The organism is Pedobacter arcticus A12 (assembly GCF_000302595.1).
GTDB lineage: Bacteria > Bacteroidota > Bacteroidia > Sphingobacteriales > Sphingobacteriaceae > Pseudopedobacter > Pseudopedobacter arcticus.
In genome coordinates, this window is record NZ_JH947127.1 from 757,095 (window position 1) to 776,317 (window position 19,223).

The 19,223-nt window shown below is 37.2% G+C and carries 14 protein-coding genes; 4 read left to right on the top strand and 10 right to left on the bottom strand.

Annotated elements, in window-relative coordinates; all coding sequences use genetic code 11:
• Positions 1-12 precede the first annotated feature (12 nt).
• Positions 13-1,089: an L-rhamnose/proton symporter RhaT gene (gene rhaT / locus B176_RS0115015; protein WP_017259650.1), complete on the bottom strand. Its 1,077-nt coding sequence runs from the start codon at positions 1,087-1,089 to the stop codon at positions 13-15.
• Between the two features lie 701 nt (positions 1,090-1,790).
• On the opposite strand from rhaT, the gene B176_RS0115025 reads away from it, so the two are divergent.
• The 4 genes from B176_RS0115025 to B176_RS0115040 all read left to right on the top strand — a co-directional run bounded on the left by B176_RS0115025 (position 1,791) and on the right by B176_RS0115040 (position 7,175).
• A complete protein-coding gene (locus tag B176_RS0115025; protein WP_017259652.1) occupies positions 1,791-2,162 on the top strand; it encodes a BlaI/MecI/CopY family transcriptional regulator in 372 nt (123 codons plus the stop codon).
• Between the two features lie 3 nt (positions 2,163-2,165).
• Positions 2,166-3,797: an energy transducer TonB gene (locus B176_RS0115030; RefSeq protein WP_017259653.1), complete on the top strand. Its 1,632-nt coding sequence runs from the start codon at positions 2,166-2,168 to the stop codon at positions 3,795-3,797.
• A gap of 406 nt (positions 3,798-4,203) precedes the next feature.
• The gene (locus tag B176_RS19710; protein ID WP_017259654.1) at positions 4,204-6,507 is read left to right on the top strand and encodes a response regulator; all 2,304 of its coding nucleotides are present in this window, start codon (positions 4,204-4,206) and stop codon (positions 6,505-6,507) included.
• Between the two features lie 206 nt (positions 6,508-6,713).
• Complete coding sequence (locus B176_RS0115040) at positions 6,714-7,175, top strand: DUF4112 domain-containing protein (protein ID WP_017259655.1); 462 nt, start codon at positions 6,714-6,716, stop codon at positions 7,173-7,175.
• Positions 7,176-7,233: 58 nt separating this feature from the next.
• Here the strand turns inward: B176_RS0115040 and B176_RS0115045 are convergent, their stop codons facing one another.
• From B176_RS0115045 to mraY, 9 genes are all read right to left on the bottom strand, one after another.
• Complete coding sequence (locus B176_RS0115045; protein ID WP_026063370.1) at positions 7,234-8,475, bottom strand: aminotransferase class I/II-fold pyridoxal phosphate-dependent enzyme; 1,242 nt, start codon at positions 8,473-8,475, stop codon at positions 7,234-7,236.
• A gap of 148 nt (positions 8,476-8,623) precedes the next feature.
• Complete coding sequence (gene ftsZ / locus B176_RS0115055) at positions 8,624-10,267, bottom strand: cell division protein FtsZ (RefSeq protein WP_026063371.1); 1,644 nt, start codon at positions 10,265-10,267, stop codon at positions 8,624-8,626.
• A 126-nt stretch (positions 10,268-10,393) separates the two neighbouring features.
• A complete protein-coding gene (ftsA, locus tag B176_RS0115060) occupies positions 10,394-11,743 on the bottom strand; it encodes a cell division protein FtsA (protein ID WP_017259658.1) in 1,350 nt (449 codons plus the stop codon).
• Between the two features lies 1 nt (position 11,744).
• Positions 11,745-12,614, bottom strand: a complete 870-nt coding sequence (locus B176_RS0115065) for a cell division protein FtsQ/DivIB (protein WP_017259659.1) — start codon at positions 12,612-12,614, stop codon at positions 11,745-11,747.
• Positions 12,607-13,965 (bottom strand): UDP-N-acetylmuramate--L-alanine ligase, encoded by a 1,359-nt coding sequence (gene murC, locus B176_RS0115070; protein ID WP_017259660.1) that lies wholly within the window; start codon positions 13,963-13,965, stop codon positions 12,607-12,609. Before murC ends, B176_RS0115065 begins: the two co-directional genes overlap by 8 nt.
• Positions 13,965-15,065, bottom strand: coding sequence for an undecaprenyldiphospho-muramoylpentapeptide beta-N-acetylglucosaminyltransferase (gene murG, locus B176_RS0115075; protein ID WP_017259661.1), 1,101 nt, complete (start codon positions 15,063-15,065; stop codon positions 13,965-13,967). The genes murC and murG overlap by 1 nt, the downstream gene beginning before the upstream one ends.
• Before the next feature lie 188 nt (positions 15,066-15,253).
• The gene (locus B176_RS0115080; RefSeq protein WP_017259662.1) at positions 15,254-16,435 is read right to left on the bottom strand and encodes an FtsW/RodA/SpoVE family cell cycle protein; all 1,182 of its coding nucleotides are present in this window, start codon (positions 16,433-16,435) and stop codon (positions 15,254-15,256) included.
• Positions 16,436-16,437: 2 nt separating this feature from the next.
• Positions 16,438-17,829 (bottom strand): UDP-N-acetylmuramoyl-L-alanine--D-glutamate ligase, encoded by a 1,392-nt coding sequence (murD, locus tag B176_RS0115085; protein ID WP_017259663.1) that lies wholly within the window; start codon positions 17,827-17,829, stop codon positions 16,438-16,440.
• Between the two features lie 92 nt (positions 17,830-17,921).
• On the bottom strand, positions 17,922-19,220 hold the full coding sequence (gene mraY, locus B176_RS0115090) for a phospho-N-acetylmuramoyl-pentapeptide-transferase (protein WP_017259664.1): 1,299 nt from the start codon (positions 19,218-19,220) through the stop codon (positions 17,922-17,924).
• Positions 19,221-19,223 lie beyond the last annotated feature (3 nt).

The window sequence follows — 19,223 nt, forward strand, 5'->3', positions numbered from 1 at the left end:
GATTTTTATTTTTTATTTAATTGAGTTTCCGTAGCCTACCACCAGAATGGATATTAATATAATAACGATCCCAGCGATTACTGTTCCTAAGGTTTTGGTACGTACGCCTTTCCATTCCTTTAAAACAAGTCCCCAAAGATTTGCTACTAAAATGATGAATGCCATATGTAAAATCCATGAGCTCGCACCGTTGCCTAATAAGCTTTCGCCCATTCCGTAGAAAAAGAACTGTAAAAACCATGTTGTTCCAGCGATGGCAGAGAAAATATAATTTCTGGTTAATGGTGTTTTTTTGTTGGTATAATCGCCAAAACTTTTATTTCTGCCGTTCAAAATCATACACCACACAAAGTTGGTTAACAAACCACCCCACATGATAATAATATAGGTAACGTTGTTTTGGTATAGGAATTCACCCTGACCAGGATTGGCTGCTTTCCAAGCTACGTTTGCAACATCAGCCATTGATTTGCCAGCGTCAATCCCAAAAGCAAAACAAGCACTTAAAACGCCCGAAACAATGGCCACAAATAAGCCTAAGCCAATTTTAAACTCAGTATTTGATGCGTCTTTTTCGGCATGACCCAAATCTTTATCTTTCATGCTACCGGCAACAGCGCAAACTGTAATCCCCAATAAACAGATAAACAGCCCCAATAAAACCAACTGCCCCCAAGGCGAGCCAGCAATCATGCTGATAGAGTCTTTACCCGCTTCTGGATAGTATTCATAAAAGATAGACGGAATTAACGCTCCAAACACAGAACACAATCCCAAGATAATTGAGCTACCTAAAGCAACACCTAAATATCGGACACCCAAACCATAAGTTAAGCCACCAATTCCCCAAAGAGCACCGAACAAAAATGTATAAAATAGAATAGTTCCAGATGCTTCCTTAATGATATCGGCAAAACCCGGAATGGTTAAGTAAGCAGCCAATGGTGGCACAATAAGCCATGAAAAAATCCCACCTACTATCCAGTAGCTCTCCCAAGACCAGCCTTTAACCTTTTTATAAGGGATGTAAAAACTCCCCGAAGCAAAGCCTCCAAAGAAATGATAAATAACACCTAACAATGCGCCCATAAATATGTATTAGATTTAAGTTTTATTGGTATTGCTAATGTAAGTGGTGTTAACTACAAAACTGTTATGTACTGTCATGCATTATAGAGAACCATTAAAATTGACTAATTTCTTTTGAGATTTTCGGGATCGGTAACCTTACGAGTCAATTAAGGAGATTTTCCTACCGAACCAGCTCGCAGAACATAACTATAAAGAAGATAAAAAAAATTAAACTTTTGGGCGTTCGGGCGGGCTGTACATTCATACTGCACAGGCATTAGCCACAATGCCGGTATCCATTTCCATCCCTAACGCAGAATTTTCGTTTCATAAACATTATCCTGATAATGGGTTTGACCAACAAAGCTAAAAACGAATTACAGCTAATCAACACATTAAAAATTGCTTTAAAAAGCATTTTAACCTTAGAAGCTGTCAAAAAATGATTCAGCAGAATTCTTAAAGCAGACAAATGTTCCATTAGGAACATAAGAAGGCGTCTAGAATCATCGCTTGTCAGGCTGAGCGGAGTCAGAACCTCATTCAGTGCTATTCAGAATACATTTCTAACTCCGTTCAATGTGACAGTTCGATGTTTTTAGGCAGATTCTTAGTATTTGTTTAAAATAAAACTATCTAACTAGTTACAAAACTATAAAAATAGTTGCAAAACTAAAAACTTAGTTATATATTTGATTAAGCATTAAAAAAAATCAATTATGGGGATTAAGGAATTAACAAAAGCAGAAGAACAATTGATGCAGGTTTTATGGGATTTAAAAAAAGCCTTTGTAAAAGAGGTGATTGATGAATTACCAGAACCTAAACCTGCTTATAATACCGTAAGTACGGTGATAAGAATTTTGGAGAACAAAGGATTTGTTGACCACACTACTTTTGGTAAAAGCCACCAGTACCATCCCATTATCAGTAAAGAAGAATACAAAAACTTTGCTACAGAGAAACTCCTAAACGGCTACTTTGAAAACTCAGTAGAAAGTATGTTCTCCTTTTTTGTAAAAAAAGAGAAAATAGATTTAGCCGAAGCAGATGAGATTATGAAACTGATTGAAAAAATGAAAAACAAATAAGTCATGAACTGGACAAGCTACCTTATCCAAGCGAACCTATATTTGGTATTATTTTATACCTTCTATCGGTTGGTTTTAAGAAAAGAAACTTTCTTTAACCTAAACAGATATTATCTTTTATTCGTTGCATTCGCTTCGGGGTTAATTCCACTGATTAAGATAACCTGGTTTAGCCAAACAGCACAGCCTGTACAGCAACAATTTGTTAATGTAACGGCGATTGTAATGGACGGCTATGCCTCTCCCGTTAAAGACAGCTGGACTTTGGGAGACATTTTAACACTTGTTTACTTCGGTGTGGTGCTGTTAATGAGCATACGGCTAATTTATAAGCTGATTAAATTAAACCTGATATTGAAGGATAAAAACCAGCCAGAAGCATTCTCCTTTTTTCAGAAAATCAGGATCAACAGCAACCTGCCACAACAGACCGCCATAGAAAAGCATGAGCTTACACATGCCAGGCAACTTCACTCTGCAGATGTACTTTTTTTTGAAATACTGTCAATAATTAACTGGTTTAATCCTATAATCTACTGTTTTAAAAATTCCATCAAACACATTCACGAATTTATTGCTGATGAAGCAGTTCTAAAAACTGAAACCGACAAAACTCCTTATGTGCTTTTATTATTGAGCAAAACATTTGGTGTTAGTCCACACACTTTAACCAATAATTTTTTCAATAAATCCTTATTAAAACGAAGAATAGAAATGATGAACAAAACCAAATCCCGAAAAACAGCCATCATTAAGTATGGTTTGTCGGCACCGCTATTTTTGTTAGCCTTGGTGCTGTCTTCTGCTAAAATCAGCAAAAGTAAAATGATCAACAGCCTTTCTGAAACGATAAAACCAGAGAGACATCTGAGTGAGATAATAGTACCTGGAGTAGCTAGTGATTTTATAGACTTCGAATCAATTAGGAAGCCCAATCGATCTCATACGACTTTGATTGTTGCTAACCTAAAAACAAAAACAACAAAGACAGACTCAGTTGTAAAACCACACAAATTTCCGACAGCGATCAGAGAGGTTTCGGTAAACCAGTCTGCTTCTGGCGATACCAGTGCGGTTTTTACAAATGTCGAAGTACTCCCTTCTTTTCCAGGTGGAATCCAAGCATTTGGGCAGTTCTTATCTAGCAACTTAGTTTACCCAAAAGGAGCTCGCGACGCAAATATACAAGGAAGGGTATTCTGCCAATTTATTGTTGAAAAAGACGGGAGCTTAAGCACTATTAAAGTTGTAAGAGGAATTGGCGGAGGCTGTGACGAGGAAGCAGTAAGAGTCTTGGCAATCTCCCCAAAATGGAATTCTGGCGTCCAAAAAGGAAAAATAGTGAGAGTAAGTTATACTATTCCTATTTTTTTTCAAATAAAAGAAGACAAAGTAGAATCCATACCTTTTAGTAAATTAGCAACTCCTCCACCCCCTCCGATTGAAATACCCTCTGATAACAAGGCGCTTTTCATAATAAATGGCAAAGATTTTACGGGGGATAAGGATAAATTAAAAGAAGATATAAAATCTTCGATTGAGACTATAAATGTTCTGAAAGGAGAAGCCGCTACAAAAAAATACGGTGATAAAGGAAAAAATGGCGTGATTGAGATTACCACTAAAAAGAAATAGTTCTAATCTTTTTTATTGGTAAATCTGTAGAATGAACTCTTAATAAGTGTTCTATTAAGTTTTCACTAAGAATTACTAATACAGTTTTTCTTTACAAGTACTGATCTTATAGATACTTTAAAGCTTTGAGATCCCAATCCCGAAAAGATTGGGATTTTTCACATTAGATTTTAAGAAATTTCCCTCTAAAAAACCAAGAAACTTTTAAAGTTTATAACAATAACAGATAAAATTGTACGTAAATGCATAAAATATCTTTCTTTAACATTTTGCATTTAGTCGTAAATAGGTCGACTTCGAATCGAATAAAAAACATACTATTAACTAGCTTCTCTTGTCTGAAAATTTTACAGTATGCCAAATAAAAAACCAATAAATAAGGTATTTATTTTCGTATAATTGAATTATGACGAGTACAGAGTCGATTGGTATTGCCAATTTGCAAAAGCAGGAAGAAAAAAAGAATATAATACAGCTAGCATCAATAGCGATTCTTATAAGCTTGATAATATCATTTCTCTTTTTTCAAATTGGAGCAAATTACCTCGCAATAGATGTCTCATTATACGGTATAACAATGGTCATCAATGTCCTGCTATACAAAAAAAGCAATAGAGAAGACCCGGGTTTGGCTACCGTCATCATATCAAATGTTTTTATTGCAGGCGGCATTATACTATCCGGCTTGAATTCAGGGCTCTACTTATTCTTTTTATCGCTTTTTGTTGCCTTTCCATTTCTTGTTAATACATCTCGACCATACCGGAAGAAACTGATTTTCTATTATGTTTTAACATCGCTAACTTTCATAGGTTGCATTTTATTAGTGCCAGAAGTAAGCAATTTGGAGTCGATATCCGCTACCCAGTATAGACTTTTATTCTTAGTAAACTCCGGCGGCGCTCTTTTCGTCGCTTTAGCTTTTTCATACAAAGGCATTTTATTCACACGGAGCCACGTGGTAGCTTTACTAGAACAAAAGACAATAGCAGAGCAACTAAATTCAGAGTTAGTAATTAGCTCTGCAAAAACACTTGAACAATCCAATGCGCTGCAACAGCTAAACAAAAGATTGCAGTTGCAATCTAAAGAATTGCAGGAACAGTCGAAAGAATTACAAGTGCAGTCCGATAACTTGGTAAAAGCCAACGAAAAACTAAAAGTGGAAAGAGAAAGAGCAGACGAGGCAAATAAAACCAAGGGTGTTTTTTTGGCGACCATGAGTCACGAAATTAGAACTCCAATGAACGGCATTATTGGGATGAATAATCTACTAGCAGATACTCCCTTAACGGCAGAGCAATTGGAATATGTTCAGATTATTAACACGAGTGGTGATGCGTTACTTTCTATTATTAATGACATTTTAGATTTCTCGAAAATAGAATCGGGAAGTGTTGAATTAGAGTTTTATGATTTTGACCTTCGTAAAGGAATTGAAGATGTTTTCGACTTATTTGCAACCAAAGCATACGAGCAAAACATCGAACTATTCTATGACATCGACGCAAGCATCGAGAAAACCATTAAGACAGACGGTTTACGCCTTCGCCAGATTTTAGTTAATTTGGTGGGTAATGCGGTTAAGTTTACGCAGCATGGGCAAATCTACGTTAGCGTAATTCCAAAAGAAAACATTTCGGGAAAACAAGTTTTGCTATTTAAAGTAGCCGATAGCGGAATTGGAATTGCTCCAGACAAAATAGAGCGGCTATTTAAGGCATTTAATCAAGTAGATTCATCTACAACACGTAAATACGGTGGAACAGGATTAGGATTGGCAATTAGCAAATCGCTAGTTAAATTGTTTGGAGGCGACATAAATGTGGTAAGTGAGCCCAATGTAGGCAGTACCTTTAGTTTCACCATTAACGCAGAATATGTAATTAATTTAGAGCCTATTTTAGAAAACTCTTTATTGCCTAAGACTGTATTGCTTTTCGACAATAATATTGTGGGTTTAAATACCCTAGAAACCTGGTTAAGTCGTCTGAAAATTAAAACCATCCTAGCCCACTCTGCCGAATCATTAATGACGGTAATAAATGATGACAACACAATTGATTTAGTTATCGTGAATTTAGAAACAAACTCCGCGAACGATACCAATTTTTTAAATATGCTTCGCGATGTCAACTCAAAAGTACCTGTTGCCGTTTTAGCCTATCCACAAATTAAGCTTTCTCATGAAGTGACTTCAGAATTTTCTTCGATACTCACAAAACCTATCAAACAGGAACGTTTTTATAAACTACTAAGCTCCTTTACAACAAAAGAAATACAGCCTTTAACAGAATTCAAACCTACTTATTCAGAAGAATTCTCCAAAAAATTCCCCTTAAAAATACTCATTGCAGAAGACAACATCATTAATCAAAAATTGATTAGTAAAATACTCAATAAATTCGGCTACGATCCGGAAATTGCTTCTGATGGCAACGTGGTTATCAGTATGTGTAAAACAACCGATTTTGACTTAATTTTAATGGATGTTTTGATGCCAAAGATGGATGGTTTAGAAACAACTCGCTATATCCGTAAAAATCTTAACCACCAGCCTAAGGTTATTGCAATGACAGCTAATGCGATGCCTAAAGATAGAGAGGATTGCATGAGCGCAGGAATGGATGATTATCTATCAAAACCTTTTAAACTAAATGATTTAATACAAGTTTTAGAACAGGTAGCTATCGACAAAGGACTCTTATAAGTAAATATTTTTAATAGTTTTCAATTTCTGTTCTGTATAAAAAACAGTGCTGAAACACGCGTTAGATTTATTTTTAATCCTTAAATAAGAATGAATTTCTAAGGTAATTTCACCCTCCGGAGTTTCTTCCTAAAAAAACAAAGACAGTCTATACAGATTTGGCACAAAAATCGTCAAGTATTTTTGTTAACAAAATAAGAAACCTAATGTCAAACAGTTCATCATCAAACAAACTCAAAAACATTGAAGCCATCTCTAAGCTATTGGATAGTCAATTCAAAATAGGGAATTTTCGTTTTGGCTTAGATCCAATTCTTAACTTTATTCCTTTTGCTGGTGATGGAGCCTCTGCACTAATTTCTGTAATGCTGGTTTACACCATGTCCAAACACGGGGCAAGTAACAAATTAATTGCTCGGATGCTACTGAATGTATTTATAGATTTTGCTTTAGGAGCTATCCCGATTTTAGGTTGGATTTTCGACTTTTACTACAAAGCAAACGATAAAAATGTTCAGCTGCTAAAAGAACATTATACCGAAGATAAACACACGGGAGGGGCTAAAGGGATAATTATTGGTTTTTTAATACTGTTTTTACTGATTATTGGGCTACTAGTTTGGGCAACTTGGTCAATTGCTAATTATTTAATCTACTCCATATTTTAACTGTAAAAAAAATGCCTCTGAAATAATCCAGAGGCATTATATATTTACCGACTAAAGCTTAAGCTTCTGATGGATTTTTATCTTTATAATATCCCTTTTCCAATCGATCTCTCACTTCGCTAAAAGCTTCCAATGTTTGTTTAACGTCTTCTAAAGTGTGCATTGCGGTTGGGATTAAGCGCAACATAATTAAACCTTTAGGTATAACTGGGTAAATCACAATAGAACAGAAAATACTATAATTCTCTCTTAAATCCATTGTGATAGCAGTTGCCTCATTCAGTTCGCCTTTTAAGAATACCGGTGTAACTACAGAATTGGTTGAACCAATATCAAAACCTTTATTTTTTAAACCTGTTTGCAAAGCTGTAGCCACTTCCCAAAGTTTTGCTTTTAACTCTGGCTTAGTCTGCAATAACTCCAATCTCTTTTTTAAACCCATTACCATTGGCATAGGTAATGATTTAGCAAATGTTTGCGAACGCATATTGTAACGCAAGTAATTTGTAATCTCTTCTGTTGATGCAATAAAAGCACCTATACCAGCCATAGATTTTGCAAAAGTACCAAAGTAAACATCGATATCTTTGATTACATCTTGTTCCTCATGCGTACCAGAACCCGTTTTACCCATAGTACCAAAACCGTGAGCATCATCAATTAAAATACGGAACCCGTATTTTTTTTTCAATTCTACAATTTCTTTCAGTTTACCTTGCGCACCCGACATTCCGAACACACCTTCGGTAATTACTAAAATACCGCCACCGCTTTGCTCGGTTAATTTTGTAGCTCTTTGTAATTGCTTTTCTAAGCTTTCTAAATCGTTATGAAGGTAAACATAGCGCTTACCCATGTGTAAACGTACACCGTCAATGATACAAGCGTGAGATTCCGCGTCGTAAACTATCACGTCGTTTCTATCAACTAAAGCATCAATGGCAGATAATATACCTTGGTAACCATAGTTTAATAGGAAAGCATCTTCAAAGCCAGTGAAATCTGCTAAAGATCGCTCTAGTTCTTCGTGATGTTTGGTGTTACCAGACATCATTCTGGCACCCATTGGGTAAGCCATTCCAAACTCCTGTGCCGCTTTTGCATCTGCTTCCCTAACTTCTGGGTGATTAGCCAAACCTAAATAGTTGTTTAAGCTCCAAACCAAATGCTTTTTACCTCTGAAATTCATGTGAGGTGCAATTTCTCCTTCCAACTTAGGGAATGAAAAATATCCATGTGACCATTTTTGGTGCTGTCCCAAAGGTCCCATGTTCTTTGCTATCTTATCAAAAATATCCAAAATGTTATGTTATTTTAATTGTATGCGTATATAAAAAACGTTGCAAATTTACAATTTTTAACAGTGATTAACAACGTTTCTGTTGGTTGGTTTAAAATCAAACAAGAAAGCCATTCTTTTGGGAATGGCTTTCTTGTTTTTTACGACTTTAATCTACATTATCATGTAGAAAAGAATTGTTAGGACGTATCTCTGTTTGTCCGTCTTCGTTACTTAACGTAAACCGAGAAACCTGAGATTCTGATGAATGAGGCACCTCATTCAATGGCATCTGTCTTCTTCTGTAAGCTGGCACATCTTCCAGTTCTTGCAAACCTGATGTTGAACGCAACTTCATACTTAAATCTTTCAAACGTAAGATACGCTCCTTAGATTTACGCAGCTGCTCTTCCATTGTTTGATCCGTTTTGTTATCATCCGGAGAAACATATGCCTCAACTTCTGGTATTTCTTCTTGAGCAGGAATCTCTTCTTCCTCAGCAATAGCAACCGGAGAAAAAACTTCTGGTTCAGAAAACTTTAAATTAAAACCGTGACTGTCTTGTTCTTCAACCTCTTCCTCTTGTTCTTCCTCAAACAACTGGTGTTTTACCACGCTCTCTTCTGATTCAAAAGATCTTTGAGGAGTTGATTTAAACATTTCACCAAACAAATCTGCTTGTGGCGTACTCTCCTTTTCTTGCGCTTTTAGCACAGGAGTATTGTCATACACTTTTTCTTCCTCAACAATGGCCTCTGCTTTTTTAGAGAACTCATTGATTGGCTTAATTAAAGGTGTATCTGATGTTAAATATTGTTTTTTTGGAGCGCTTTGTTTAGTCTGCTCTCTTTGTTCTACAGTTTGAAAACCGGTAGCAATAATCGTTACCGAAATATTATCTCCCAGTTCCGGATCGCTACAGTTACCCCAGATTAAATCTGCAGATAAACCAGCTTGCTCTTGGATAAAATCAGTAATAATACTTACCTCGTCCATGGTAACTTCTTTATCGCCAGAGCTGATGTTCAAAAGAATATATCTTGCGCCTTCGATTTCGTTATCTTTCAACAACGGAGACGCTAAAGCACCTTCAACCGCTCTTAAAGCCCTATCATCACCTTCGGCAGTAAAACTACCCATAATGGCAACACCGCTTTCTTTCATCACGGTACGCACATCCTTAAAATCCACGTTGATGTAACCAGGAACAGTAATAATTTCTGCTATCCCTTTTGCTGCAGTAGTCAGTATATCATCGGCCTGACCAAAAGCTGAACCTAAAGTCAAATTTCCGAAAATCTCACGCAGTCTGTCATTCGAGATTACCAGGTAAGAATCGACGTATTTTTTCAATTCTTCCAAACCCTCTTCGGCCTGCATTCTTCTGCGCTTGCCTTCAAATGAAAATGGAGTAGTAATTATAGCAACCGTAAGGATATCAAGTTCTTTTGCAGCTTTCGCGATGATTGGACTTGCCCCTGTGCCTGTACCACCGCCCATTCCGGCTGTGATAAAAAGCATACGGGTGTTTGAGCCCAGCATCTCTTTTAAATCGTCAATGTTTTCAATAGCTGAATTTTTACCCACTTCAGGAATAGAGCCTGCTCCCATTCCTTCGGTTAAGCTAGCGCCCAATTGTACCTTATTAGGAATAGGGCTTAATTCCAACGCTTGCGCATCAGTATTACAGATGATGAAGTCCACCCCTGTTATTCCTTGCCTGTACATATGGTTTACCGCGTTGCCTCCGCCCCCTCCAACACCAATTACTTTGATGATTGAAGACTTTTCTTTTAACATTTCAAACTGCATATCCTTAATTATCAGTTGGTAATCATTTTGATGAATAGATTTTTATCCTCTCTCAATATTAAATAATTTTCCACATTAGTTATCCACAAATGTTAATTGTGTGGAAAACTAGCGTATTGTTGAAAATTATTTCAAAAAGTCTTGGTCAGATATATCGTCTTTGATAAACTTTTTAGTTCCATCAAGTATAGACGCAAGCAAACCTCTGCTCTTTTTAGGCGTTGTTTCCTGCGCTAAATCAATTCCTTTAGTCAATTGACCTTCTTTTTGATACTCAGATTCTGCTTTCTCAATCCCTTTAATCAACAAGCCAATACCGGTTGCATACATCGGGCTTTTTAAATCCTCATAAATGTTCTTTGGTAAGGTTTCGTTTTTGGCCAAATGCTCATTAGGGTAACCCACTCTACAATCTAACCCAGTTTCAAATTCTACCAGTTGGGTTAAATGTTTAAGCAATGCACCACCACCGGTAATCACAATACCACCAATTAGGCGTTTTTCGTAACCAGACGATTTGATTTCGTAATGTACATGCTCAATAATTTCTGCCATTCTAGCCTCAATAATGTTGGCTAAGTTCTTAACAGAAATCTCTTTAGGCTCTCTTCCTCGTAATCCCGGGACACAAATAATCTCGTTCTCTTTATTTTCTTCTGCCAAAGCAGATCCAAATTTAATCTTCAACAATTCTGCTTGGTTACGCATTACCGAACAGCCTTCTCTAATATCTTCAGTTACGCTATTTCCGCCGAAAGGAATAACCGAAGTATGTCTGATGATGCCTTCATGGAAAATAGCAACATCTGTAGTACCGCCACCTATATCTACCAACACAACGCCAGCTTCTTTTTCTTCTTCACTTAACACCGCTTCTGAAGACGCTAATGGCTCTAAAATCAATTCCTCGGTTTCTAGGTTAGCCTGCACCACGCACTTCATGATGTTTCTGATGGCCATTACCTGACCAGTGATGATATGGAAATTGGCTTCTAAACGCACACCAGCCATCCCAATTGGATCTTTGATACCAGGCTCGTTATCAACCGTAAACTCTTGAGGCAATACATGGATAATTTCTTCACCAGGATTCATGGCAAGCTTGTACATATCGTCAATCAAACGGTCAATATCTCGTTTAGAGATCTCGTTAGTTAGATCTTTACGTGTTAAAATCCCGCGGTGTTTTAGGCTTTTGATGTGCTGCCCAGCAATACCAACGTTTACAATTTTAACATCTACGTTTGACTGTGTGCTCCCTTCTTCAACTGCCTGTGCAATTCCTTTTACGGTTTTTGCAATATTGGCAACCACTCCGCGGTTTACTCCAGCAGATTCTGCTTTTCCGAGACCTAATACCTCAATTTTTCCGTGTTCGTTGCGGCGACCAACTATTACGCAGATTTTTGTAGTACCGATATCGAGACCGACTACAATTGATGAACTTTTTGATTGTTTAGTTATACCTTTTTCCATGTCAGCGTATATTGTTTGTTGAATCCTGTATTTGCGTATTTTGTTGTGTTGTACTGTCGATTTTTATTTCAACTGGTTTCTTTTTAACCAAGGTGGAATCTGTGCGTGTACACACAATTTGACCTTTAAACTTTAAGTTGACCGCACTATAAGCGCCCCAACCTACCATTGGTATTGCTTTTTTATAAAACACCAACAGGTTATTAAATTTTTCTTCCAATAGGCTACCGTCGCCTATAATAATTTTTTGATTTCCTACTCTCGGAACCAGTTCCATGTCTTTATCATTATTCACGAAGACCTGTACTATCTGGTCATTCCATAGAGAGTCTTGACTAATGAACTTTGCCGTGTTGAACAAATCTTTAGCCAACTTGGTACGCAAAGTATCCACTTTACCAGCGAAACCTTCGTTTATCTGTCCGTTTGCCACCAAAACCCTGGCTGTAAAATGGTCAGACAAAGGTACTTTTAATCCGTTTTGATCAATATAAAAATCCTGACCTGCCATGTTTAAAATCCGTAAAACTGGCACTCGTTGCTTAACATCCGTATGGATTACACCATCCATATCCACATAAACTTTTGCATATTCAATAAAAGGATTGGCTTTTAAACGGCTTTCCAAGTCCTGAATATTGATATTACCAATTCGTCTACCTACCAATAAGCCGTTGTTTTCTTTTAAAATCTCGTCAATCTCTGCCCGCTCAATAAAAAACTGGTTGCCAGGCAAAACCACCTGTACTTTTTTACAAGTAGTTTCTGCTTTTTTTACCTCAATAAAACCCATCAGCACAACCAATGCGCTAAGGCTAAATACCCAGGCAAAACAGGTAAAAACGAACTTCCAATTTATCTTTTTAAGCATTGGCAAATAACTCTTTTAAAGGTAAAACCAAAGTATCAATATCTCCTGCACCAACTGTTAACAACAGTTCTGGCTGTAGTTCTTTAACCAGCTTTAAAGCCGATTGGTGATTGCAAACCGTTACTGCTGAATTATTGATTTTTTCTGCTAAAGCTTTGCTTGTAACTCCTGTAATCGGCAACTCCCTGGCCGGGTAAATTTCCATTAATAAGAGTTCATCCGCGGTGCCCAATATTTCTGCGAAATTATCTAAAAAATCCCGTGTTCTCGAGAATAAATGTGGCTGAAAAACAACCGTCATTTTTTTATCGGGATATAAAGAACGAACTGCCTGAAAACAAGCCTTTAACTCTTCGGGGTGATGTGCATAGTCATCTATGTAAACATGATTTTCTGTTTGCACCTGGTATTCAAAACGTCTTTTAACTCCCTTAAAAGACGTTAAGCCTTCTCTTATTAAATCCGGATTAATATCTAAAGCTAGGGCGACTTCTATGGCTGCAACAGCGTTTTCTATATTGTGCTGTCCTGGTAAACCAAGCTCCAAATTTTCTAAATGGATAAACTCATTTTTAAAATCGAAGTAAAATTTACGGTTCTCGATTCTTACGTTTAAAGCTTTCGCTTGCGCTGATGTTGATATCCCATAGCTTGTACCGTTACTTAAAGACAAACCTTCTTTAAAAATCAATTTTCCGCCAGTTTTAACCTGATTTGCAAACAGCTTAAATGATTCGTGTAATTGTTCCTCTGCGCCGTAAATATCTAAGTGATCGGCATCCATCGATGTTATTACCGCAATGTTTGGGTGCAACGTTAAAAAAGAACGATCATATTCATCAGCTTCAAGCACCATAACTTTGCTTTCGCCGATGAGTAAGTTGGTGTTATAATTGGTAGAAATTCCACCTAAAAAAGCAGAGCAATCCACGCCACCAACCCGTAATAAATGAGCAATTAAAGTACTGGTTGTTGTTTTACCATGCGTACCCGCAACCGCAACTGCAAAAGCATCTTTTGATAAAATCCCCAACACCTGTGAGCGCTTTTGGATATCAAACCCGCTATTTTTAAAATGATTAAAAACCAAACTATCTTTTGGGATTGCAGGCGTATAAATAACCAAGGTTTTCGCATCTTTCTGCTGAAATGTTACGGGAATTAAAGAAGCATCATCTTGGTAGGTAATGGCAATTCCTTCTTTTTCTAATGCTTGGGTAAGTGGTGTGGATGTTTTATCGTAACCGCTTACCAAAAAGCCTTTCTGATAAAAATAACGAGCCAAGCCACTCATCCCAATTCCGCCGATGCCGATTAGGTAAACTTGTTTGATGTCGGTTAAATTTATCATTATAACGCTATTTTAATTACTTCCTCTGCTATAACTTTATCGGCGTTAGCAAAACCTAATTTTTTGATATTCTCCACTAATTTTGCGCAGAGCACTTCATCGTTTAAAAGCTTAATTGCTTGTTCTACCAATTCTACTTCCGCATGCTTATCAGACACCAAAACCGCTGCTTCCTTAATTAGCAAAGCGTTCGCATTTTTTGTTTGATGATCTTCTGCAACATTGGGCGAAGGCACTAAAATCGCTGGCTTGTTGATTAAGGAAAGCTCTGCAATTGTTCCTGCGCCAGCTCTCGATACGATTAAATCACTAGCGGCGTAAGCCAGATCCATACGGGTTAAAAACTCATGAATCCTAATCCCACCATCTTTTGATTGGTTGCCGTAACGTTCAACAATTGATTTATAGTAATACCTACCAGTTTGCCAAATCACTTGTATATCAGCTTTCTGAAAAGCTTCAATACCCGCCATAATACTGTTATTCAATGTTAAAGCCCCTAAACTTCCGCCTACCACTAACACCGTTTTCTTAGTTGCTTCTAGCCCAAAGTATTCCAGTGCTTCCGCTCGTTTGCCCTCAATATCCACAGCGCTTTCTCTTACTGGATTGCCGGTTTTAATAATCTTCTCTGCTTTAAAAAAACGATCCATATGATCAAAAGCAACACAAATCTTCTCCGCTTTTTTACCTAAATACTTATTGGTTACACCAGCATAAGAATTCTGCTCTTGCAACAGGTATGGTATTTTTTTTAACGATGCAGCGTACAGTAGAGGCCCCGAAGCATAGCCGCCTACTCCTACTACCGCGTCTGGTTTAAAGTTTTTTATAATTGATAGTGATTTTAAGACACTGGCTATGATTTTAAAAGGTAGAAAAACATTCTTCAGCAATCTACTTCTTTGAAATCCCTGAATATCTAAGCCAATGATTTTATAACCCGCCGCGGGAACTTTTTCCATTTCCATACGGCCGTTTGCACCAACAAATAAAATTTCTGTTTTGGCATCTAAAGATTTTAACGCATTGGCAATAGCAATTGCCGGGAAGATATGTCCTCCGGTACCGCCACCACTTATGATTATTCTTTTCGCCATATTTTTTAGTATTAAGTAGCTAGTATCAAGTAGCTAGACTTACTTGCTGTCTTTTTATTTAGTAGCTAGTTATCAGTATCAAATAGCTAGACTTACTTGCTGTCTTTTTATTTAGTAGTTTATTTTACTAAACATTCTATAAGCATCTTGATACTTGATACTTGATACTTAAAGCTTGATACTCCTTATTACGCCATTGCAGGTATTTCTCCTACTATTATTTTTTCTTCTTTGCCATTTGCTGCACTTTCCGCTTTATGGTCTTCAATATCTTTACTTACTGATAGAATAATGCCGAAAGCCACACTGGTAAACAAAATTGATGTTCCTCCCATGCTCACCAAAGGAAGCGGAACACCGGTTACCGGAAATAAATTTACCGCGACCGCCATGTTTGCTAAGGCCTGGATGGTTAAACTAAATCCAAGCCCGGCGGCGAGTAAGGCCCCGAAGGCTTTTGGCGCCTGCGTTACAATTTTTATAATTCGATACATCAAAACAACGTATAACAAAACGATGATAAAACCGCCTAACATTCCGTACTCTTCCACAATAATGGCGAAGATAAAATCGGAATAAGGATGCGGTAAAAAGTTCCTCTGCGTACTGTTTCCTGGTCCTTTACCCCAGAAACCGCCAGATGCTATTGCGATTTTTGATTGGTCTTGCTGAAAGGTTTTATCAGAATGCTGCATCTCTGGATTAAAGTATGCTTTGATCCTTGACTTGTAGGTTTCTCTACGTGGACCAAACATGACCAATATGGTTAACAAAATAGCGCCTCCCACACACACAATGGCTATCTGCTTCATACTAATTCTTCCAATCAACAACACCAAAATACTTACTCCAAAAAGCATTAAAGCGGTAGATAAGTTTGCCAAACCAATCAATATAAAAACCAAACAAACAGAACCCATAATTGGGATAAATGCCTTTCTAACGTCTTTAATATTCTCCTGCTTTTTAGTAAGCGTTCTGGCCAAATAAGTAATCAAAGCTAATTTTGCCAAATCGGATGTTTGAAAAGTCAAACCCGTTCCGGGAATCGCAATCCATCTACTTGCATCATTTACGTGACTACCAAAAACCAGCGTATATAACAAAAGCGGAACGGTAACTACCATCAACACCTTAGATATACCTGCGTAATAGCGGTAATTGAGTAAGTGTGCAAAATAAATCATCACAAACCCAATTACTATAAATAGTAAATGCTTAAACATCAAAGACTCCGACCCAACTCCTCTTTTATAAGCTAAGGTACCTGTGGCACTATAAACTGCTAAAACAGAAATTAGGGAAAGCAGGATAATGATTAGCCATATCCACCTATCGCCTTTTGTATGATCAAGTATTGCTTTTATCATTTTTAAAGTTCTTTTACAGCTGCTTTAAACTGGTTCCCTCTGTCTTCGTAACTGTTAAATAAATCAAAACTAGCGCAAGCCGGAGACAACAATACAGTGCTTCCTTTTTTTGCAACATGGTATGCAATTTCTACTGCTTCACTTGCAGAAAAAGTATTTACCATTACTTCTACATGTTCTTCAAAAGCATCATGCAAAGCTTTGTTATCCTTACCTAGGCAAATAATAGCTTTTACTTTTTGCTTCACCAAGTCAACCAACATGCTATAATCATTGCCTTTATCAATTCCACCCATAATCAGCACAACATCTGTGTTGATGCTTTCTAAAGCGTACCAAACCGAGTTAACGTTGGTGGCTTTGGAATCGTTGATGAAAGTGATTCCGGAAATATTGGCCACAAACTCTAATCTATGATCAATGTTTTTGTAGCTCCCCATACTTTCGCGAACCGATTCATTTCTGATTTCGAGCATTTTACCTACTATTCCAGAAGCCATAGAATTGTAAGTGTTGTGCTTGCCTTGTAGCGCTAAGTCGTTAATGGTCATGTCGAACTGATCTGATTTGGTGAGATTTATCATTAGATTATTTGATTTTAAATATGCGCCGTTTTCTACTTCGTGTTCAATAGAAAATGGGTGTTTTTGGCTTTTGATATCGGCCGTAGCCATAAAAGCTTTAATTTCAGCATCGTCATCACAATAGATGAAATGATCTGCTTCTGTTTGGTTTTGGATTACCCGGAATTTAGATGCCACGTAATTGCTCATTTGGTAATCGTACCTATCCAAATGATCGGGAGTAATGTTTAACAATATGGCGATGTCTGCTTTAAACTCGTACATATCGTCCAACATAAAACTGCTGAGTTCGATTACGTAAACATCAAAATTTTGCTGAGCAACTTGCCTAGCGAAACTGTGCCCGATATTACCCGCCAAACCAACGTTAAAACCTGCTTCTTTCAAAATATGATAGGTAAGCATGGTAGTGGTTGACTTGCCGTTTGATCCTGTAACACAGATGGTTTTTGCATCGGTATATCTACCAGCAAACTCAATTTCTGAAATAACAGGAATACCTTTTTCCTTTATTTTCTTTACGATAGTAACTTTATCAGAAATGCCTGGGCTTTTAATAATCTCATTAGCATTTAGAATAAGCTCTTCAGTATGTTTTTGCGACTCGAAAGGAATGTTGAACTTGTTAAGTTCTTGTTGATAAACATCCTTGATTACTCCAAAATCTGAAACAAAAACATCAAAACCCTTTTGTTGCGCCAAAATAGCCGCACCTACACCGCTTTCACCAGCGCCTAAAACAACAAGCCTCACCCCAGCCCTCTCCGAAGGAGAGGGAGCGCTGTGTGGAATATTTTGGTGGTTAGTCATTTTCTTGATTCTTATGTCTTGATACTTGATACTTATGTCTTGATTCTTTTGTCTTGTGTATTATGTCTTGATACTAAATACTAACTACTTCCTTACCTTATTTTCAATGTTACAATGGTGATAATCGCTAGCAATATTCCTACAATCCAAAACCTTGTTGCAATTTTTGCTTCATGATAGCCCTTCTTTTGGAAGTGATGGTGCAATGGAGACATTAAAAAAATACGCCGACCGTCTCCATACTTTTTCTTGGTGTACTTAAACCACGTAACCTGCATAATTACAGAAAGGTTTTCTATGAGAAAAACACCGCATAAAATTGGAATCAGTAGTTCTTTTCGTATCATGATGGCAAACACAGCGATAATCCCACCGATGGTTAAACTGCCCGTATCGCCCATAAAAACCTGTGCTGGATACGCGTTATACCATAAAAAGCCGATACAAGCACCAACAAATGCCGCGGCGAAAATCACCAACTCTCCAGAATTAGGGATGTAAATAATTTTTAAATAATCTGCAATGATGGTGTTACCAGAAACATAAGCCAGCAATGCTAAAGTAATTCCAATAATTGCGGATGTACCTGTCGCCAACCCATCAATACCATCCGTAATGTTTGCACCGTTTGATACCGCTGTTATAATTACGATAACAAACAATAAGAAAACCACTAGAGAATATTTCTGGTAATCGTCTCCCAAAAATTTTAGAACCTTTGCGTAATCAAATTCGTTGTTTTTATAAAACGGGATATTGGTAATGGTCGACTTTACATCTTTTGCATAATAAACGCCGTTACCTTTTTCTACCCTAATCAGCGTTTCGCCTTTTTCGTTGATGATCTGCTCTTTAAAAGCTGCTTTCGGTATACGTTGGTTCGTAGTTATTGTAGGCACTTGGCTAACCGTTTGGCGAACTAAAATATCTGGATGAAAAAACATCGTCCAGCCGATAATTAAAGCCAAGCCAACCTGACCAACAATCTTAAACCTCCCGGCTAAGCCTTCCTTATTTTTTCTAAATACTTTGATATAATCATCTAAAAAACCGATGCAGCCCATCCATACGGTGGTTATAATCATCAAAATGATATAGATATTATCTAAACGAGCTAAAAGTAGGGTTGGAATTAAAACTCCAGCAATAATAATTAAACCACCCATTGTTGGTGTTCCTTGCTTTTGCACTTGCCCTTCTAATCCTAAATTTCTTACGGTTTCACCAACCTGCTTATACCTTAGGTATTCTATTAATCGGCTACCGTAAACCGTTGTAATTACCAACGATAAAATCATTGCCAAAGCTGCTCTAAACGAGATAAACTGAAACAGATTTGACCCGGGAAAATCAAAAATCTTGTCTAAATATGTAAAAAGATGATATAGCATATT